Below are 19298 nucleotides of genomic sequence, written 5' to 3' on the forward strand. Positions count from 1 at the left end.
TGCAGTCATCGTGCGTAATTTGTCACGTGCCCCAGCGAAGTGGTTTAAGATGCCAGAACGCTTTTGCCATGGAGAGAGACATGTCCAACAATACCCCGAACCTGAATGACCCGCTGGCTTTTGTGCGCAGCATGTGGAGTGGCATGGGAATCACGATGCCTGGCATGGTGACGCCGACCTTTGATGTCGATGAACTGGACAAGCGCATCAAGGACATGAAGGCGGTCGAAGCCTGGCTGCGAATGAATCTGTCGATGCTGCAGATGACCATCCAGGGACTCGAAATGCAGCGCACCACTCTCGGCGCCGTCCAGGCCATGGGCCAACTCGCCTCCAATACGGCCAAGGCGATGAACCCGGAAGCCGCGGAGGTGCCTGCCGCGGTCGACCCGGAAAAGAGTGCATTTTCCGATGCCGCGCTGTGGCCCTGGCAGATGATGCAGCAGATGCGCGACCAGATGCAACAAGCCGCCGAAGCGGCCGTAAAGACAAGCAGCGAGGAAAACCCCGCCGCCAAGCGCAGCGAGACCCCCTAGCGCATCAACCACGCTGCCCACAGCGGCAGCGTGAGCATCGAACCCAGCGTGGTCGCCGAAATCAGCCACGCGACACTGCGCCCGTCGCCACCCATGCGCATCGCCAGAATGTAGGCTGACGAGGCTGTCGGCAGTGCGGCAAACAAAACGACGACCCGGTAATTCATGGCTTCGAGGCCGAGCAGCAGGCCGACGCTGGCCGCGATCAGTGGCAAGGCGAGCAGCTTGACGCCGAGCAGCCATAGCGAATAGCCACGCACGCCCTGCGATCCGTTCAGACGCAGGGCGGCGCCGACGGTGATCAGGCCCAGCGCGATCGCCGCATCGGCGAGGCGGCCGAGGAAGGCCTGGAGCGGCGGCGGCGGCACAAAGCCGGCCAGATTCAGGAGAAAGCCGGCGGCGGTGCCCCAGATCAACGGATTGCGCGCCACTTCGCGCCACAGGCCGACTTCGCCGTGGCGCGCCAGCATCCACACTGAAACCAGATTGGCCAGCGGCACCGCGGCACCAACGATCAGCCCCATCGTGGCGATCCCGACCGCGCCGTAGAGCATGCCGGCAATTGCCAGCGCGATATAGGAATTGAAGCGGTAGCCGCACTGGAACAGCGACGCGAAAGTGAGCGGTGGAATCCTGATTACCAGACGCGGCAACAGCGCCAGCAGCATGCCGCCGAGCATCGCGGCGAAGGCAGTCGCCAGCAGCGGCAGCGCCGCCCCCAGATCGAGACGGGTCTTGACGATGGCGTTGATCAACAGTGCCGGAAAGAGGATGAAGTAAACGAGCTTCTCGACGCCGGTCCAGAAATGGTCGCCGAGATGCATCCAGCGCCGGATTCCGACACCGAGCAGGATCAGCGCGAAATCGGGCAGCAACTGGAGGGCGGTATTCATGGGCGGATTTTAAGTCCTGCGGTCAACCGCCAGATATACGTAAAAACCACATTCCACCTTGACCCTGCCGCACAAACCCGAAATACTCGCCGCATCAAGGAGATAAAAATGCACCCCGAATGGTGGCACTGGATCGTTGGCGGCATCGTGCTGGTGCTTGCCGAATTACTCATTCCGTCGTTCTTCATCGTCTGGTTCGGCCTCGGCGCGCTATTCGTCGGCCTGCTGACGCTCGCCTTTGATTTGTCACTAACGGCGCAACTGGCGACCTGGACGCTGGCGTCTCTGGCCATGGTCTTCCTGTGGTTCCGCATTTTCAAGCAGAGCTTCGTAAAAACCAGGGCGGGCACGGCGGACGGCGACGTAATCGGCGAAATCGGCATTCTCGTCACTCCAGTCGCCCCGTTCCAGCGCGGTAAGGCGCGCTTTCAACGGCCGCTGCTCGGCTCCGAGGAGTGGGTTTGCACGGCCGATACGGCGATCGCGGCCGGCGAGCGGGTCAAGGTCGTGGCCGTCGAAGGCAGTTTTCTGAAAATCAGCAAAACATAGGGAATTGAAGAGATGAGTATGGATTCTGGCTTGATTGTCACCGCGGCGATTCTCGTCTTCGTCATCGTCACCGTCGCCAAGGGGGTGCGCATCGTACCGCAGGGCATGGAGTGGATCGTCGAGCGCCTCGGCAAGTATCACAGCACGCTGAAGCCCGGCCTCAACATCGTCATCCCCTATCTCGACAAGGTCGCCTACCAACTGGTGACCAAGGACATCATCCTCGACGTCCAGGAGCAGGAAGTCATCACCCGCGACAACGCGGTGATCCTGACCAACGCCATCGCCTTCATCAAGGTCACTGATCCGGTCAAGGCGGTCTACGGCATTACCGATTTCTCCGAGGCGATCCGCAATCTGATCATGACGACGCTGCGTTCGATCGTCGGCGAAATGGAACTCGACGAGGCGCTCTCGTCGCGCGACAAGATCAAGGCCAGGCTACGCGAGAGCATCGCCGATGAGGCAGTTGATTGGGGTTTGACCGTCAAATCGGTTGAAATCCAGGACATCAAGCCCTCGCAATCAATGCAGAAAGCCATGGAAATGCAGGCCGCCGCCGAACGTGAGCGCAAGGCCGTGGTGATCCGGGCCGAAGGTGCCAAGCAGGCGGCCATCCTCGAAGCCGAGGCGCGACTGGAGTCGGCCAAACGCGACGCCAATTCGCAGGTCATGCTGGCCGAAGCTTCGGCCGAGGCAATCCGCCGCATTACCGCCGCAATCGGCGAGCAGACCGGGCCGATGTCCTACATGCTGGGCGAAAAATACATCCACGCCCTCGAACGCATGGGCGAGAAGGACAGCGCCAAGGTCGTCGTCCTGCCGGCCGACTTGCAGGAAGCGGTGCGCGGGCTGTTCGGGCGGGTCAAGGGGTGACTAGCTCAAATCGACCCTCAGCGGACGTAGTCAGACAGAGAATGCCCGAGTTCGACAGTTAAACGCGTAAGTGGTTGATTGTTATAAACGCGAGTTCAAGAACGTGGACTACAAGAGGGATAGCTGCTGTGGTTGAGGCGGTTTTTTCAGGTTCAGGTCAGCGAAGACGCGGTTGTGGGTTTCCGAGAAGCGAGAGATGCCACTGACCGGTTGCGCGGCCTGATTGATGCGGATTTGATGCTGCTGAAGCTTCTGCAACTCGGCCAATGCGCGTTCCGGCGACAGCTCACTGTCGGCGGCGTGGAGGCGTTGGCGCATGATGCGATAGAGAATCAGCGCGATGAAGCAAAGGCTGGGCGTACGCCTCGATGCGTTCAGGCAAACGATGAAACACCGGGCCGATTTCAATCTCGGACTTCAGCACCCGAAAGCCGCGCTCGATGTCAGCCAGCGACTTGTAGCGGTCGACCACATTATTGGCCGACAAATCGGGCGTATTGGTCACCAGCAACAACTTGCCACCCATCAGTTCCGCCAAGGCAAGCGCATCCTGATTGATGTCATAAGCAAATAGCGCGTTCTTGAGAGCAACCCGCAAGATGTGCGCCAGGTGCGCGTCCTTCACGGCGTGATAGAGCCGTGCCTTGGCGCCACTATCCGAGAGCCTCTTGCCGCGTACGCTCACCCTGGCATCCAGCTTGCCCAGCCAGGCCGCCGCTTGTTCTTCCAAGGCATGAATTCGTTCCCGGCGCAGCATCTGCGCCGCCCGGGCGACCGCCGGGTTGTGGGCGATGATCAGGCGCAGATTCCGCCACGGCAATTCGCCGATCGCCTCTCCTTCAGCCGGGGTGCAGTGCTGATCATGGAGGGGGCGCAACAGCTCGGTGAATTCGCTGTAGCGACGCCCCGGTACCACCAACACGAACTCCAGCGGCGCACCGCTTGCCAGGCGAATTTCGCACAGCGCATCGCGATTCTCCAGCGCGAGCAAGCCCCGGTCGGCGACCAGCACCCACGCGGCGAATCGAGGGAAAGCGTTCCAGCACCGTCTTCAGCGTCGGCAACAAGGTCGGCGATTCCGCCCTGTTGCCGGCAAACACCTCGTGATAGATCGGCAGCCCCTCCCCGGTTTGTACGATGCCGAGCATGAACTGACGGGCAATCAGGCCTTCCTTGGCCATGCCGAACCGGCGGACCTCGCCCTCTTGGGTGGCGTGTCCCTCAGCCCGAATCGTCGTCATGTCGTAGAAGACCACCGACAGATCCTGATCGATCAACGGGCGCAGCAGACCCGCGACGATGCCATTGACCTCGGCTTGATGATCGATCAGGGCATCCATGCTGCGCAGCAGATGCTGATGGGTGATCGAGTTGGCTTCAATCCCTGGCATCGCGACCGTTTCCAGCCAGCGCAAGAAGCCCAGCTTTGAGTCTGGGTCGCACAGCCGATTGAAGACCATCACCCAGATCATGGCCTCGATGTCGGTGCTGTGGCGCGTTTTGCGAAAGACCCGGCGCAACTCGCCAAAGCCCAACGATTCCCACATCTCGTTCAGCGCCCAGACGTTGCCGAGCGCCCGTGCCGTTTTAAACACAACCGGCGGCAACGAGGCATTCAGGAAATCCGGGCGACCGGTCACTTTCAGTAGCCCGGAAATCACCGAGTCGAGACGGTCAGTCAGTTGATCAAGCCGGCCAAGGGTAACCCGCGTGCGAGGTTTGGCCTTGCCAGCATCGTCACGAAAGACTTCGACCAGCTGGAGGTAACGGTAGCCATGCTCGCGCAACCAGGCGAGATTCTCCTCGGTAGCGATGCCCCGATCCATCACCACCAAGGCGCCCGGCGACGCCGACAGCCCGCCGAGTATCCCCGCCAGCGTGCGGCACTCCACCGCGTTACCGGCGAAGACCTGCGAGCGGCGCACAAATCCACTGACATCGAGCATCAGGCCCAGGGTCAAGACCGGACAGTCGCTGCGCTTCTCCTTCGAATGGCCGCGCCGGGCCTTGGGATTGCCCGCCTCGACGCCCGCGAAATAGGTGTTGGTCAGGTCGTACAAGGTGACCGTCGTCTCCAGGCCGAAGAGGTCCTGGACCCAGTTGAAGAGCGAGGTCTCGATAGCCTCCCGATGCCTCATCAGCACATCGGCGGCGCGGTACAGGCGCATGATCGACAGGTCCGAAAGCGAGAGGTCCCGGAGTTCGCCCAAGGCGCTGGTCTCGTTCAGCCAGCCCCAGGTGGTCAGCTCCGAAGCGGGCGCGGCCATGCGCGCCACCACCTGCGCCAGGATCATGGCGCGGGTCACGGCGTTGATCCCCAGCGAAGCCAGCAGGGGCTCGAACTCCAGTTGCGCCAGAGCGGCGAGTCCTACATGCTCGACGCCCACCGAACGCGGCTGGGTGAGTTCGAGGGAGTGCACATCGACCTCGACGAATGCCGGGCTCTCGGCGGGAGCCGGGGCGCGGACCAGATGTTGCGCAAACAGGGCCTGGGCAATCGTCTCGACCTCCTCGAGCCGGTCCACGCTGAGGAGCGACTCCTGCTGGCCGAGCAGTTGGCTCAGGCGGGCGCAGAGGCTGGGCCAGAGGTCCTCGGCGAGGTCGAAGTGGGAACCAAGGTTGAGGAGGGTGACCTGGCGGACGCGTCCGCCCTCGCGGCGGCTCTCGACCAGGCGGTAGGTGTGGTAGACCTCGCCGGAGGCGGAACGACGGGTGGCGGTGCGGCGGATGAACATGCGCCAAGGATAGCGCGAGTCAAGGGGTTTGGATCGGCTACTGACAAATATTATGGCACTACAAAATGATCTCCAGCCCCACCCCACGTAACCATGCGGGTTTGCGGGGCGTCATGGGGCGAAATCAGGGCAAAATCGGGGGGAGGTTGTTAAACATGGGTTAAATAATCCTAAGCCGGACGAGCCGGAACCAAACAGGTATTACGATAGAAGGCTGACGAATGACCGAGGAGGCGATCATGTTGGCGATGGCTCTGGCGGAACGATACGCGACGAACATGCATGGCGTGCTTTCGTGCTTTGACCGGATCATTATCACCGGCACGCTGCCTGGTGCGTGCTACGCGGCAGGAATGACGAGTTATTTGTACACGCACGGAATTCGGGTATTCGACTACCCGCGATTTGCCGAGCCGCTGCGAGATCGCATTCGTGAGCGTGCGCAGGAGGTGTGTCTGGCGGCGGGTATTGAAATCGAGCACGTCAGCAAAAGCCATATTCGCAAGGAAGAGTTGGTCGCGCGAGTGCTCGCCGGTCGCGGCGACGCACCGGGTTTGGTGCATGTACTCTCGGCCATGGAAGCCTGTCCGAGCTACAAACCGTGGCATGACAAAGGCAGTGGCAAGACTTTCCTGCGCCCCGATCAAGGCAAGTGCCTGCACTACTACTTCTATTTCATCGACGAGGAACTGGGGTTGTGCTACCTGCGTGTGCCGACGTGGGCACCGTTCGGGTTGCAGTTCTACTGTAATGGTCACAGCGCTCTGGCAAGAACTCTGACGCGAGAAAGGATCGACTTCCTCCAGCAGGACAACGCCTTCCTGCGTGTCGCCGACATCGCGCAGGCGCAGGCGCTGGCGGATGCGTTCAGTCCCGACGTACTTCACCCGCGACTGGATCGCTATGCGCAGTGGTTGTGCCCAGTGCTTGACGTCTTTGGATCCTCGTATCACTGGAGCTTGCGCCAAGTCGAATACTCCACCGACCTGATGTTTCGCAGTGAGCAGATATTGGTTCCACTGTATGACGCCATTTCGCGCCAAGCGGTCTTGGCCGCCAACGCAGAACGCGTCTCCAGCTTTCTGGGCAAGAAAGTCACGCCACAACTGGCCCAGGAGATCGGTTCCCGGTTGTCCACCCGTATCGAGGGGCGCTGCATCAAGCACACCATGGGCGCCGCTGGCGTCAAGGTGTATGACAAATTCTCCCGCGTACTGCGGGTCGAAACGACCGTCAATGACGTGAGTTTCTTCAAACACCACCGCAAGGTGGAACACAAGGACAGGCACGCCACCCGAGAATTGGCGCCCCTGAAGAAGACAATCTATAGCCTGATCGACCTGCGCGACATCCTGCTCGGCTGCAACCAACGTTACCTGGCGTTCCTCTCCAGCCTCGATGACCCCAGTGCCGGCGAGCGTGACTTGGAGCGATTGAGCATGCCACGGTTGGGGGCGGCTCCCGGTGTCAAAGGGGTGAACTTCTTTGATCCTGCCGAGAAAGCCTTGCTGCAAACCATGCAACGCGGCGAGTTCAACATTCACGGTTGGCGTCGTGCCGATCTTCTCAGCTATCTGAAGCTCACTCCGTCCGCCATGTCGCGCCAACTTGCCCGACTGCGTACGCTCGGCTTGATCAAGAAAGTCACTCATACCTATCGCTACTACCTCACTCGATTGGGACGTTCAGTCGTCGCTGCGGCCTGCTCATTGACCCGCTTCAACATAGTGCCAACCATGGCTTGCGCATCCTGAATTCTTCTCATGATTTGTGATGATTGAACTGGTTAGTGACTAAAAACCTGAGTTGCCCCAGTGCAAACTGGCCAGAAGCCGAGCAGACTGTAGTTTTGCGAACGAGATGAGGAGTCACCCAATGGGTGAGTCAAAACTGAAGCAGCAGAAACACGAAGAAAGGCTTTTGTCCTGTTCGGGAGTGCAAACCGTAGCGGGCCGAGTGCAGATGCGCTGGGAAGCCGAAAGCGCAGCCACCCCGCTGGGGCAATTGGCTTACTTCATCGAATTTCTCACACTCACCGGGCTATGGTCGCGTTGGCTGGAAAGCTGTCCACTGACATACACCAGCCCGAATGCGCCGAGCAAAGCGGACGTACTGGGCATCTGGACGCTGTCAGTGCTATCTGGCCACAAGCGCTATGCTCACGTCACCGCCATCCGTTGCGACGGCGTCAACCCAGGCTTACTGGGTATGCGCAAAGTCGTCTCTGAGGAGAATGGCACTTACTTAAGCTTTTTGGGATGTCCATTTTTAGAGCTGGTCCCGTTTACTTGGACAGTTTTTCCACGGAGATAGGTGGAGCCCTGCGGGGTAGCGTTATCCACGGTGACGGCGGCCGAAGGTCCGTTTAGACCGTAGGCTGACGGCGCGGTGGGTAACGCGGTGGTCATGCTGCGAACGTCTCTTTTGGCAGGTTTTCGACGTGGACCGTATCCGGCATTTTACCGTCAAGGGTTTGATGCGGTCGGCGGGCGTTGTAGAAATCCAGGTAGCGCCCCAGGTTGGCCTTGGCATCGGCCACCGTGTCGTAAGCCTTGAGATAGACCTCCTCGTACTTGACGCTTTTCCAGAGTCGTTCGACAAAGACGTTGTCACGCCAGCAGCCCTTGCCATCCATGCTGATCCGGATTCCGTTATCCTTCAGCAACCCGGTGAAATCGCTGCTGGTGAACTGGCTACCCTGATCGGTGTTGAAGATATCCGGCTTGCCGAAATGCAAGATGGCTTCGCTGACCGCCTCCAGACAGAAATCCGTGGTCAGCGTGTTGGATAACCGCCAGGAGAGGACTTTCCGGCTGCACCAGTCGATAACGGCGACCAGATAGACGAAGCCCCGGCGCATCGGAATGTACGTGATGTCGGTGGCCCAAACCTGATTGGGGCGGTCGATGACCAGGTCCCTGAGCAGATAGGGATGGATCAGGTGGGCATCATGCCGTTTGGAGAGGTTCGGCTTCCGATAGAGCGCTTCAACGCCCATCTTCCGCATCAATGTCCGCACATGCTTGCGTCCGATCGTATGGCCTTCCAGGCGCAGCAGATCGCGCAGCATCCGGCTGCCAGCGAACGGGTGCTCCAGATGCAATTCATCGATGCGGCGCATCAGCGCCAGATCGGCGGACGAGACAGGTTCCGGGGTGTAGTAGGCGGTCGACCGGGCAAGCCCGAGAATCCGGCATTGCCGGACTACCGGCAGGGTGTGGCTGCGGTCAATCATCGTCTTGCGCTCAGCAGTCCCGCCTTGGTGAGCGCGCCTTCTAAAAAATCATTTTCCAGACTCAGGCGACCAATCTTTGCTTCCATGGCCAGAATGTCCGGGCCTTTCTCCTTGGCGTCCGTGTCGCCAAACACGACTGACGAACGCTCCATCAACTGTGTCTTCCAGTCGGTAATCTGGTTGGGGTGAACATCGAACTGCTGCGCCATCTCGGCCAGCGTCTTGTCGCCCTTGATGGCCGCCATCGCCACCTTCGCCTTGAACTCCGGCGAGTGATTCCGCCGCTTCCTTCTCGTCATCTTCTTGCTCCTCATTTCGGCCGCTACGCGGCCTGCGATTGAGCAAGGCTATCACTTATCCCTCTGTCCGAAATTCCGGGGCCGGCTCTTTTCATGACGATAGCTTTGGCGAGATTACGTGGTTTGGTGAGCATTGGATAGGGTTTAGGTCGTCGTTTGACGGCGCGAGGCTCGATCCGGCCCGGTCGGTTACCGACCTGTTGTTGGGCGATTAAAACGAATAGTTCGCTGTGTATGTCGTGATGGCTGCGGCTCGCAAAGGGTGCCCAGGCGAGCCAGATTTGCACGGTATGCTTGAAGCTCAGTTGGCGCGGCAATCTGTGGGAGAGCATCGCAGCCTGAGCCATCATTAAGCGAATCAGATTGTAGGCGAGCAGATAGACCCAGATTTCCTTGATCGCCATCGCAGGCGTCAGGCAACTCAGTCGTTCCATGCCGAGCGTGGTCTTGATGTTGCGCAGATCGAGTTCAACGTGCCAGCGATCCCGATAGAGCGATTTCAAGGCAGTCTTGTCGGTTTGTTTTGGGCAAAGCAATGTCGTCACCCGTGTCTTGCCACCGACCCGAAGCTCGCGTACGGTCAGACTCTCGGGGGCCTGATCGTAGTCGGCCTGAGGCATCCAGTCGGGTTTGCTGGCGGGTTTTGGCAGCACGATCAGATGATCGCGCTGCCCCAACAGCCGACCTCGGCAAAAATCGGTGGTGCGTTGCCGCGCGCCATTTTGTTCAAACACCGCATCAATGCACCGCTCGCGCAATGAGCAGAGGAGAAAGTAGGTGGCGTAGAAGGCGTCGCCCAACAGTAAATCACCCTGCTCCAGAGAATCGAATATCGAACGCAGCAACGACTGCTCATCGCTGCCCTTGCCCCGACAGGAGCCGGTCGTGGCATTGAGGACCGCCCCGCTACCCAAACAAACGAGCCCAACGATCCGGCACTGCGGGAAACCCAGTCCCGGCTTCTGGCTCGTCGGTTGCGGGTAGACGACCTGATTGTCTGAGGTGTCGGGCATTACGACGGTCGTCCCGTCCACCAGACGGACGGGACGACCCCGCCAATGCCAAGCTGTCGGCGCCTGCGTGGCGACTCTTTGCCCCACGTGGCACGCCAGTGTACTGAGCATCTTCAAAGGCAAGCGCTTTCGCGCCCGGCAATAGGCGCCCGTGTGGGTGCTGCCCGGCACCAGGCCGCCAACCAGGCATTTGACCGCACGGTCATTGACTGCCTTCTGGCAGGAACGATCGGTGCTCAGCGCTTGGGCCAGAAACATCGACAACGTCTCCGTCGGGGGATATTGCCTTTCTCGGTGGGGCGGCAGTTCAGATTCCACGGCATCGAACAATTCCGGCCCCATCAACAGGTTGAAAAACGCATAGGCGTCGCTCTGGGCAGCGTGGGCCTTGACCGTTCGGTGTTGCTGTGCGCGTGTACTGCGGATAGGATGCATTTGGGCTGGCTCATCGTGGGCGGGTTGGGTATTTGGCGACGCCAACTTATCACGCGTCGATCCAGCCTGTTTCATCATTTGCATCAAAGAGTTGAACGTTAAGTAAGTGCCATTCGTCTCTGAGGACGCACTGCGCAATGCTCTGAAGCGCATCCCGGAAGTCGAAGGCACAGCTTGGCTGGATCGGCACCTTGCCGACAGCGTCGTCCCACTGCTGGATGCTGGCTGGATTCTCGACACCGACGCCACCGTCAAACCGCTCTACGGTCATCAGGAAGGCGCCATCGTTTCCTACAACCCGACAAAGCCGGGCCGCCCCTCTCACAGCTATCACACCTACCTCATGGCAGCTACTCGCCTGGTACTGGGCGTCAAGGTCCATGCCGGCAACGAACACGCAGCCAAACATACTCAGGCGGGGCTGCTGAAGATCCTTGATGACCTGCCTGCGCCGAAGAAGCCGAAGCTGGTGCGGGGCGACTGCGCCTTCGGCAACGATCCACTGATGGCGGCGCTGGAAGAGCGCGAACAGCCTTACCTGTTCAAACTCAAGCTCTCGAAGAACGTCAAACGCCACATCGGGCGCCTGTTCCGTGAAGCCGGTTGGACAGATGCCGGTCAGGGCTGGGAAGGCAAGGACGGCGAACTGAAGCTCGCCGGCTGGGAGGCCTCAAGGCGCGTGGTGGTTCTGCGCCGCCCACTCAAGGGTGAGATCGTGGTTGCCCAGGAAGACAGCGGCCAGCAACTGCTGGGCTTTGTCGAGGCGAACCGGAAGACCGGCAAACAAATCACCGGCTATGAGTATTCGGTATTGGTCACCAATACCGCCTATGAGATTCTCAGCCTGGGCCAACTCTACCGTGACCGTGCGGATGCCGAAAACACCTTTGACGAACTGAAGAACCAGTGGGGCTGGGGCGGCTTCACCACGCATGACCTGCATCGCTGCCAGCTCTCGTCCCGTGCGGTAGCGCTGATCTACGACCAAAGGAAGTCCCTGTGGGACAACTGGTGGAGTCTGTTCGTACGTTTGGCCAATTCCGGAGCGCGCCGCGAAGCCATCACCAGCCGGCCATGGTTGATGTCGTCGGTTGGACGCAAGACCGAGCATGCAGGCCAGACAACGATCACGCTGACCGGTTTGCACGCCCATTTCGGCAAGGCACGGGAAGCTCTGATGCGTGTCTCTGCTTTGCTTCAGGGCTGGGTCACCTCTGCTGCGGAGCAGTTGAATGTGACATCCCTCTGGCAACTCGTCTGCGATCATCTCAAGCGCGTTCTAGCCGGTGTCGGACCACCTCTCGCCCACCAATTTCTTGAGAATCATGCGAATGGAATCGGGTAACTGCGGTTTTTAGGTTGATGACTGGGGGCTGGCACCACTGACCGATGAAAGCCGGCGTGACTTGCTCGAAATCTTCGATGACCGGCACGGCACCCGCGCCACCATCATCACCAGCCAGTTGCCGGTCAAACATTGGCATGAGGCCATCGGTGACCCGACGCTGGCGGATGCGATTCTCGACCGTTTGGTGCATCAGGCACATAGCCTCAACCCTGATGGCGAATCGCTGCGCAAAAGGAGCAAACCGGAATGACCCGAGGCCACCCCATGTGCCCCCGCACACGCTTACCGAGTTACCCACCGCCGGCCGCCAGCCAGCCTGCTATAGAAGGAGCGCAGTCTGCCGGCCGACCGTGGATAACTCTATATGGCGCGACAAAAACTTGACCCCCATGACATCTACAGAGTAAAACCCTGAAACCCCGCGTCGCTACGCTCCGACTGTCCAGTTTGCTCCAGAATGCGTGTCCAGTTTGGCTCGGAATCGCTGTCCAGATTCGTCGGAATACGCAACAAGAGCCCAATAGACAGATTAGACGTTAAACAGGAAGTTCAGCACATCGCCGTCCTTGACGACGTATTCCTTGCCTTCGGCGCGCATCTTGCCGGCTTCCTTGGCGCCGGCTTCGCCCTTGCAGGCGATGAAGTCGTCGAAGGCGATGGTCTGGGCGCGGATGAAGCCGCGTTCGAAATCGGTGTGGATGACGCCCGCTGCCTGCGGTGCGGTATTGCCTTGGTGGATGGTCCACGCGCGAACTTCCTTGACGCCGGCCGTGAAGTAGGTGGCAAGGCCAAGCAGCTTGTAGCCGGCGTGGATCAGGCGGTCGAGGCCGGGTTCGTCAAGGCCGAGGTCGGCGAGGAACATCTGCTTTTCCTCATCATCGAGGTCGGCGATCTCGGATTCGATGGCGGCGCAGACGGTGACCACCTCGGCCTTCTCGGCGGCGGCATGGGCGCGCACCGCGTCGACCAGCGGGTTGTCCTTGAAGCCGTTCTCGGCAACGTTGGCGACGTAGAGCACGGGCTTGGCGGTGATCAGGCAGAAGGGCTTGAGGCTGGCCCATTCTTCCTTCGACAGGTCGAGGCCGCGCACCGGCCTGGCCTGATCGAGCTGGGCGAAGCATTTCTCAAGGACGGTGACGAGAATTTTGGCGTCCTTGTCGCCGGCGCTGGCCGGGCGGCGGTAGCGGTTGAGCGCCTTGTCGACGGTGGCCATGTCGGCGAGCGCCAGTTCGGTGTCGATGACCTCGATGTCACGAATCGGATCGACGCCGCCGGAAACGTGGACGACGTTGTCGTCGGCGAAGCAGCGGACGACATGCACGACAGCGTCGGTTTCGCGGATGTTGGCGAGGAACTGGTTGCCGAGACCTTCGCCCTTCGAGGCGCCGGCGACGAGGCCAGCAATGTCCACGAATTCGACGATGGCCGGTTGTACCTTCTGTGGCTTGACGATGACCGACAGCTGGGCGAGACGCGGGTCGGGCACCTCGACGATGCCAACGTTGGGCTCTATGGTGCAGAATGGGTAGTTGGCGGCGTCTATGCCCGCTTTGGTCAGGGCGTTGAAGAGGGTGGACTTGCCGACGTTGGGCAGACCGACGATGCCGCATTTCAATGACATTTGTTTTCCTTAGACGGCGTTGCCGTGCAATTGTTGTTGGGCGCCGGCATAGTCTCCGGCAGCGATCCTGGGCCAGGCCAGCAGGCAGCGCGCCAGCGCGTGTTCGATATCCGTCAGTTCTTCCTTGCGCGGCGGGTGCAGGACGAAGTCGACGACCTGTTGCGTCAGGTTCAGCGTGCGCGGGTGGCCGATGCCGAGGCGCAGCCGCCAGAAATCCGGCGTGCCGAGCCGGGCCTGGATGTCCCTGAGGCCGTTGTGGCCGCCGTTGCCGCCGCCCTGCTTGAGGCGGATGCCGCCCGGCGGCAGGTCGAGATCGTCGTGGATGACGAGAATCTCGGCTGCGGGAATCTTGTAGAAATTGGCCAGCGCGGCAACCGATTGCCCTGAGCGGTTCATGAAGGTGGTCGGTTCGAGCAGCCACAGGTCGCCGGCTCGGGCCGCCTTGCCGAAAAACCGGGCCTGCGGCGCGAGCGCAACTTTCAGCTTGTCGGCCAGATGGTCGACCAACCAGAAACCGGCGTTGTGCCGGGTAATTTCGTATTGCGGTCCGTGGTTGCCGAGGCCGACGATCAGGCGTGGTGGAGTCATCGCTTACCAAATGAAATGGCCGCCGGGGGCATGTTGCCTGCGGCGGCCATTTGCAGCGCGGTGTACGAAACGGTCAGGCGGCTGCTTCGCCTTCGGCCGCTTCGCCTTCTTCACCTTCCTCGCCGTCCTCGCCGCCACCACTCTTGTTGACGATGCCGACGACGAGCGCGTCGTCTTCGTAATGCTGAGTCAGCTTGACGCCCTTCGGCAGCTTGAGTTCGGAAACGAGGATGTTCTCACCAACCTCAAGGGCGCCGACATCGACTTCGATGAACGCGGGCAGATCCTTGGGCAGACAGAGGATTTCCACTTCGGACAGCACGCGGTTGACCAGGCCGCCTGAGAGCTTGACGCCCGGCGCTTCGTCTTCGTTGATGAAGTGCAGTGGCACCATGATGTGCACTTCCTCGGTGGCGCTCACACGCTGGAAATCCACGTGCAGGATCTGCGGCTTGAAGGCATGCATCTGGATGTCACGCAGCAAAACCTGCTGCTTCTTGCCGTCGACCGCGACGACCAGGATCGAGGCGCGAAATGCCTCCTTTTTCAGGTCGAGCAGCAGGTCGTTGTGGTCGAGTTCGATTGCCTGCGAGGCAGCTTCGCCACCGTACATGATTCCCGGTACCTTGCCAGCACGACGCAGGCGGCGGCTCGCACCCGATCCCTGCAGCGTGCGCGCTTGCGCGTTGATTTCAAATTTCATCGTATTGCTCCTGAGTATTCCCGATCCGCGACCAGAACGGGAGGGTTGAAAAAAATTAGTCGATGAACAGCGACGAAACAGAGTCGTCGTTGCTGATGCGGCGGATGGTTTCGGCCATGATTTCCGCCACGGAGAGCTGGCGGATGCGCGGCGATGCGGATGCGTCGTCGCGCAGCGGAATGGTATCGGTGACGACCAGTGCGTCGAGGTCCGAGCGATTGACGCGGTCGACGGCCGAACCGGAAAGCACCGGGTGGGTGCAGTAGGCGACGACCTGCCTGGCGCCTTCGGCCTTCAGCGCGGTGGCGGCCTTGCACAGTGTGCCGGCGGTGTCGACCATGTCATCCATGATGATGCAGGTGCGGCCGTCGACCTCGCCGATGATGTTCATGACTTCCGAGACATTGGCCTTCGGGCGGCGCTTGTCGATGATTGCGAGGTCGCATTCGAGCCGCTTGGCCAGCGAACGGGCGCGCACGACGCCGCCGTGGTCAGGGGAAACGACCATCGGATTCTCGTAAGTCTGCTTGTGGATGTCATCGAGCAGGATGGGCAGCGAGTAGATGTTGTCTACCGGGATGTCGAAGAATCCCTGGATCTGTTCGGCGTGGAGGTCCATGGTCAGGACGCGGTCGATGCCGGAAGCGACGAGCATGTTGGCAACCAGCTTGGCGGCGATCGGGACACGCGACGAGCGCGAGCGGCGATCCTGGCGGGCATACCCGAAATAAGGGATGGTGGCGGTGATGCGGCCGGCCGAGGCGCGCTTAAGCGCGTCGACCATGACCAGCAGTTCCATCAGGTTGTCGTTGCAGGGTGCGCAGGTTGACTGCAGGACGAAGATGTCACGGCCGCGCACATGCTCCTGCAGTTCGACGCGCAGTTCGCCATCCGAGAAGCGCCCGACTTCGGCGCGACCCAGATCGACGCTGAGTTCGCACGCCACGGCGGCCGCCAGTTTCGGATTGGCGTTGCCGGTGAAGACCATTAAGCTGTTGTAGGCCATTTGCTTCACTTCCCTTCGGGCATTTTCCGCAAGCCCCTGCCCGCCAAAATGAAATTCGGGCAGGCTCATGACCTGCCCGAAGAAAGCTGGCTGGGGAAGAAGGATTCGAACCTTCGAATGCCGGAATCAAAATCCGGTGCCTTGACCAACTTGGCGACTCCCCAGCGGGTCGTCTGCACGGGTTCGCGTGCGAACGAGGCGCGGATGTTACAGCAGTCGCAGACGAAAATCCAGCGCTTTGTCAGAGAGAGGCCAATGGATGTTCGGTTAGACCGGCAGCCAGCCAGCCCTTCATGCCGTGCGGAATTTGGCGAAAGACCGCCGCCGCCTTCGCCGGATCGGCAAACCCGGCAAAGACGCAGGCCCCCGACCCGGTCATCATGGCCTGGGGCGCATGCCGCCTGAGCCATGCCAGATGTCCGGCAACCTCCGCGAATCTGGTGCATGCGACGGGTTCGAGATCGTTGTGGCCTGTCCCATGCCGCCAGTCCGCCGGGCGGATGGGCGGGGTGTCGCGACGCAATTCCGGTGCGCCGAAAATGACCGCGGTAGCCACGTTGACCGCGGGATGCAGCACGAGATAGGTTGCCGGCGGCAATTCGACATCGCTGAAGGCCTCGCCGATACCCTCGGCAAACGCATTACGGCCATGAATGAAAACGGGAACGTCGGCGCCAAGTCCTAGCCCGAGCCTCTCCAGTTCAGTCCGTGCAAGCCCCGTTTGCCACAAGTGATTGAGCGCAAGCAGGACGGTCGCCGCATCGGAACTACCGCCGCCGAGACCGCCCCCCAGCGGCAGATTCTTGCCCAAGCGGATCGTCGCCCCCTGATGGCAGCCGGTCGCCTGCTGCAGCAGGCGGGCGGCACGAACGGTGAGATTGTTCGCCACCTCAACACCCGGAGTCGGCGTCGCGAGGAAGATGTCGCCATCGTCACGCGGTGCGAACTGCAGTGTGTCGGCGCGGTCGATGAAGCGAAAGACGGTTTGCAGCAAATGGTAGCCGTCGGGACGGCGGCCGACCACGTGCAGGAACAGGTTGAGTTTGGCCGGCGCTGGCCACGAACTGTCCCAGCCCCAGCGACTCACTGCGCCACCCTCCACTCTTCGATGCGCAGGCGGATTTCTATTTCATCGCCGCGCCTCAGGCTGACGAGCGTGGGCAGCGCACCTGGGTTGTCGTCAGGGTAGGAGAAGTCGATCTGCCAGCCAGCATCGACCAGGCGGGTCGGGCGACCCGCGCTGTCGCTGGAGACATTGGCAGTGGCGCCGCCGCGACCGAGCAGCCAGCCCGGCAACTGGCGGACCGGCAGGCGCTGGCCGGTGACTTCTTCCATCAGCGCATCGGCGTCGGCGGATTCCCGGAGTTGACCGTCGGCGGTGCGCAGGCGCCCGCGGACCGGGCCGACGTCGATTTCGGCCACACCGACACCAAGCGGGCTGGAAATCAGGATGCGGTCGTTGCCATTTCCGTGCTCCCATTCGAGTCGACCGCCGGAACTTTCCGGCGGTTCGTCCGGCAGGCTGACGCGTAACGCGAAGCGGGCCTCGAAGGCAAAATTACTGATCTCGTCGCGCGGCGCCCGCAGCCCAGGAGGAGCGCTGGCGCAAGCGACCAGCAGGCCGCAGGCGAGCAATGCTCCAATGCGAAACATCAAGGCTGGAATTTTTTCAGGGCGCCGGCCAGAATCTCGCTATCGGGAAATTTTCTCGCCGCCTCCATCATGAAGCGCGATGCCTCATCCTTGCGTCCCAGTGTCCACAGTACCTCGCCGATATGCACGGCGATTTCGGGGTCGGCCTTGATGCCATAGGCGGTCTCGAGGGTCTTGAGCGCCTCGGGCAACTTGCCCTGACGGAAAAGAACCCAGCCCATACTGTCCATGATGAAGGGGTCTTCGGGCGCGAGCGCGAGCGCGCGGGTAATCAGCTTCTTTGCCTCATCAAGACGCATGTTGCGCTCGGCGAACGAGTAGCCCAGCGCGTTGAGGGCATGGGCGTGCTCCGGTTTAAGCTTGAGCAGGTGGCGCAGGTGTTTTTCGAGAACCTGCGGTTTGCCCTGGCGTTCGGCGGAGAGCGCCGTTTCGTAGAGCAGCTCGGGATTTTCAGGCTGCTTTGCCAGCGCGGCTTCGAGCCAGGCGTAGCTTTCGTCACCGCGGCCCGCTTCACGCAAGAGCTGGGCTTCGGCCAGGATCAACTGGGTTTTCTCGGCCTCGGAACCGGTCTGCGTGGCCCGTAGCAGCGCGCGCGCTTCTTCCGGCTTGCCCTGCTGCAGCAATATCTGCGCGGCGCGCCCGCGGGCCGGGATGTACTGGTTGCCGGTAGTGACCTGACGGAAATGCTCGAGGGCAAGCTCGGGATTCTTCTGTTCGTCCTCGATCTGGCCGAGAAAGAAATGGACGGTGCTCACGTCGGCAAAATCGGAACTCAGGAGCCGCGTGAGCTGGGTTCGCGCGCTGTCGATGTCACCCTGCTGCAGCGCCAGCATGGCCACCGGATAAATAACATCGGGATTATCCGGTGCACCCTTGAGCAGAATGGCGAACTGCACCCGCGCTTCGGTGTACCGCCGTTCGCTGATCAGCAGGCGGGCGAGCGCCAGGCGGACATCGCGGGCATCCGGCTTGCGCACGAGGAATTCGTCGAGACTCTCGAGCGCGCTCGCCACCGACGTCCTGGCCAGCAACTGCGCGTAGGCGAGTTCGGCGCCCTCCCAATCTGGGCGCTGCTCCAGCGCCTTCTGGAATTCCCCTTGGGCATGCATCAGGTCATCGGCATTGGCGGCGGCCAGACCCATGGCGAAGCGTGCTTCCGGGAGGTCGCCGTAGGGAGTCGCGACACGGTCTATCAGGCGTTGCACGGCCTTCTTGTCGCCATGCCGGCTCAGCATGCTGTTCAGATGCATCAGATTGTTGGCGAGATTTTCCTGGTCCTGAGCGAGCAGGCTGGCGAGTTGCGGCCCGAGGTCGTCGATACGGTTGGCAAGGACCAGCAGCGAGGATTCGGTCTGGCGCGCCCTGATCGAGTCGGGTTCGACCTGCAACCAGAGACGGGCCAGATCGAGCGCCAGTTCGTTCTGCCTGCTCGCTGCCGTCACCTCGATTGCGCGCGCGATCACCGCCGGATCGCGGGTGCGCCGGGCGAGATCGACCCAGGCGCTGATGCCCAGTTCGGTATCCCCACGCTTGAGCGCGAGTTCGCCGACCAAAGACTGGAAGACGGCGCGGGCGAGGACATCCTCACCCACGTACTGAGCGGTCACCCGCTTCTTGGCCGGACTTTTCGCCAGACTTTTCGCCGGAACCTTCGCGGGTTCCTTGGCCGGCCCACTGACCACTTCTTCGCCGGCGGCATGAATCGGCCCGGCGAGGGCCAGGGCAAGTACTGTGACAATCAACTTCTTGGACATGCGCTACTTTCAGTCAGGGGTCACGCTTTAGAGCGCTTACAATTCAATAAGTTT

At 61.1% G+C, this 19298-nt stretch carries 13 protein-coding genes, 1 tRNA gene and 6 pseudogenes; 7 read left to right on the forward strand and 13 right to left on the reverse strand.

Annotated features, from left to right (window positions below):
• Positions 1-80 precede the first annotated feature (80 nt).
• The gene (locus IPP03_11045) at positions 81-536 is read left to right on the forward strand and encodes a hypothetical protein (GenBank protein MBL0353161.1); all 456 of its coding nucleotides are present in this window, start codon (positions 81-83) and stop codon (positions 534-536) included.
• On the opposite strand, the gene IPP03_11050 is transcribed toward IPP03_11045, so the two are convergent.
• Positions 533-1429: an AEC family transporter gene (locus IPP03_11050; GenBank protein MBL0353162.1), complete on the reverse strand. Its 897-nt coding sequence runs from the start codon at positions 1427-1429 to the stop codon at positions 533-535. The genes IPP03_11045 and IPP03_11050 overlap by 4 nt on opposite strands.
• A 108-nt stretch (positions 1430-1537) precedes the next feature.
• Here IPP03_11050 and IPP03_11055 point away from each other — a divergent pair, with 108 nt between their 5' ends.
• Together IPP03_11055 and IPP03_11060 are read left to right on the forward strand one after the other, a co-directional pair.
• The gene (locus IPP03_11055; protein ID MBL0353163.1) at positions 1538-1978 is read left to right on the forward strand and encodes an NfeD family protein; all 441 of its coding nucleotides are present in this window, start codon (positions 1538-1540) and stop codon (positions 1976-1978) included.
• An 18-nt stretch (positions 1979-1996) separates the two neighbouring features.
• Positions 1997-2854, forward strand: coding sequence for an SPFH/Band 7/PHB domain protein (locus IPP03_11060; protein MBL0353164.1), 858 nt, complete (start codon positions 1997-1999; stop codon positions 2852-2854).
• Between the two features lie 108 nt (positions 2855-2962).
• Here the strand turns inward: IPP03_11060 and IPP03_11065 are convergent.
• A pseudogene (locus IPP03_11065) lies at positions 2963-4680 on the reverse strand (IS1634 family transposase).
• Positions 4675-5589, reverse strand: a pseudogene (locus tag IPP03_11070) (transposase). Before IPP03_11070 ends, IPP03_11065 begins: the two co-directional pseudogenes overlap by 6 nt.
• A gap of 221 nt (positions 5590-5810) precedes the next feature.
• Between IPP03_11070 and IPP03_11075 the strand changes: the two are divergent.
• Positions 5811-7343, forward strand: a complete 1533-nt coding sequence (locus tag IPP03_11075; protein ID MBL0353165.1) for a MarR family transcriptional regulator — start codon at positions 5811-5813, stop codon at positions 7341-7343.
• A gap of 121 nt (positions 7344-7464) precedes the next feature.
• A pseudogene (locus IPP03_11080) lies at positions 7465-7821 on the forward strand (transposase).
• A gap of 172 nt (positions 7822-7993) precedes the next feature.
• On the opposite strand, the gene IPP03_11085 reads toward IPP03_11080, so the two are convergent.
• Positions 7994-9123, reverse strand: a protein-coding gene (locus IPP03_11085; GenBank protein MBL0353166.1) for an IS3 family transposase whose coding sequence is annotated in 2 segments (ribosomal slippage) — positions 7994-8874 and positions 8874-9123 — 1131 coding nt in all. Because the reading frame shifts where the segments join, the coding sequence is not laid out codon by codon here.
• A gap of 89 nt (positions 9124-9212) precedes the next feature.
• A pseudogene (locus IPP03_11090) lies at positions 9213-10571 on the reverse strand (IS4 family transposase).
• A 115-nt stretch (positions 10572-10686) separates the two neighbouring features.
• On the opposite strand from IPP03_11090, the pseudogene IPP03_11095 reads away from it, so the two are divergent.
• Both IPP03_11095 and IPP03_11100 read left to right on the forward strand, forming a co-directional pair.
• Positions 10687-11916, forward strand: a pseudogene (locus IPP03_11095) (transposase).
• Positions 11917-11929: 13 nt separating this feature from the next.
• Positions 11930-12169, forward strand: a pseudogene (locus IPP03_11100) (ATP-binding protein).
• Between the two features lie 279 nt (positions 12170-12448).
• Here the strand turns inward: IPP03_11100 and ychF are convergent.
• From ychF to IPP03_11140, 8 genes are all read right to left on the reverse strand, one after another.
• Positions 12449-13540 carry a redox-regulated ATPase YchF gene (ychF, locus tag IPP03_11105; GenBank protein ID MBL0353167.1) on the reverse strand — a complete coding sequence of 364 codons (1092 nt, stop codon included), beginning with the start codon at positions 13538-13540 and terminating at the stop codon, positions 12449-12451.
• 9 nt (positions 13541-13549) lie between these two features.
• A complete protein-coding gene (gene pth, locus IPP03_11110) occupies positions 13550-14128 on the reverse strand; it encodes an aminoacyl-tRNA hydrolase (protein ID MBL0353168.1) in 579 nt (192 codons plus the stop codon).
• Positions 14129-14201: 73 nt separating this feature from the next.
• Entirely contained in the window at positions 14202-14831 is a 630-nt protein-coding gene (locus IPP03_11115) for a 50S ribosomal protein L25/general stress protein Ctc (protein MBL0353169.1), read from the reverse strand.
• Positions 14832-14886: 55 nt separating this feature from the next.
• Positions 14887-15837, reverse strand: a complete 951-nt coding sequence (locus IPP03_11120) for a ribose-phosphate pyrophosphokinase (GenBank protein ID MBL0353170.1) — start codon at positions 15835-15837, stop codon at positions 14887-14889.
• Positions 15838-15924: 87 nt separating this feature from the next.
• A tRNA-Gln gene (locus tag IPP03_11125) sits at positions 15925-16001 on the reverse strand.
• 77 nt (positions 16002-16078) lie between these two features.
• The gene (gene ispE / locus IPP03_11130) at positions 16079-16924 is read right to left on the reverse strand and encodes a 4-(cytidine 5'-diphospho)-2-C-methyl-D-erythritol kinase (GenBank protein ID MBL0353171.1); all 846 of its coding nucleotides are present in this window, start codon (positions 16922-16924) and stop codon (positions 16079-16081) included.
• Positions 16921-17493, reverse strand: coding sequence for an outer membrane lipoprotein LolB (locus tag IPP03_11135; protein MBL0353172.1), 573 nt, complete (start codon positions 17491-17493; stop codon positions 16921-16923). Before IPP03_11135 ends, ispE begins: the two co-directional genes overlap by 4 nt.
• Complete coding sequence (locus tag IPP03_11140) at positions 17490-19244, reverse strand: tetratricopeptide repeat protein (GenBank protein ID MBL0353173.1); 1755 nt, start codon at positions 19242-19244, stop codon at positions 17490-17492. The genes IPP03_11135 and IPP03_11140 overlap by 4 nt, the downstream gene beginning before the upstream one ends.
• Between the last annotated feature and the right edge of the window lie 54 nt (positions 19245-19298).

Origin of the sequence: Candidatus Dechloromonas phosphoritropha (assembly GCA_016722705.1) — a bacterium.
Classification (GTDB): domain Bacteria; phylum Pseudomonadota; class Gammaproteobacteria; order Burkholderiales; family Rhodocyclaceae; genus Azonexus; species Azonexus phosphoritrophus.

Excerpts from the sequence above, each read along its gene's own strand:
- IPP03_11120 (MBL0353170.1), bottom strand. The coding sequence starts at position 15,837 with ATGGCCTACAACAGCTTAATGGTCTTCACCGGCAACGCCAATCCGAAA.
- IPP03_11115 (MBL0353169.1), bottom strand. The coding sequence starts at position 14,831 with ATGAAATTTGAAATCAACGCGCAAGCGCGCACGCTGCAGGGATCGGGT.
- IPP03_11075 (MBL0353165.1), top strand. The coding sequence starts at position 5,811 with ATGACCGAGGAGGCGATCATGTTGGCGATGGCTCTGGCGGAACGATAC.
- IPP03_11140 (MBL0353173.1), bottom strand. The coding sequence starts at position 19,244 with ATGTCCAAGAAGTTGATTGTCACAGTACTTGCCCTGGCCCTCGCCGGG.
- ychF (MBL0353167.1), bottom strand. The coding sequence starts at position 13,540 with ATGTCATTGAAATGCGGCATCGTCGGTCTGCCCAACGTCGGCAAGTCC.
- IPP03_11060 (MBL0353164.1), top strand. The coding sequence starts at position 1,997 with ATGGATTCTGGCTTGATTGTCACCGCGGCGATTCTCGTCTTCGTCATC.
- IPP03_11055 (MBL0353163.1), top strand. The coding sequence starts at position 1,538 with ATGCACCCCGAATGGTGGCACTGGATCGTTGGCGGCATCGTGCTGGTG.
- pth (MBL0353168.1), bottom strand. The coding sequence starts at position 14,128 with ATGACTCCACCACGCCTGATCGTCGGCCTCGGCAACCACGGACCGCAA.
- IPP03_11050 (MBL0353162.1), bottom strand. The coding sequence starts at position 1,429 with ATGAATACCGCCCTCCAGTTGCTGCCCGATTTCGCGCTGATCCTGCTC.
- IPP03_11045 (MBL0353161.1), top strand. The coding sequence starts at position 81 with ATGTCCAACAATACCCCGAACCTGAATGACCCGCTGGCTTTTGTGCGC.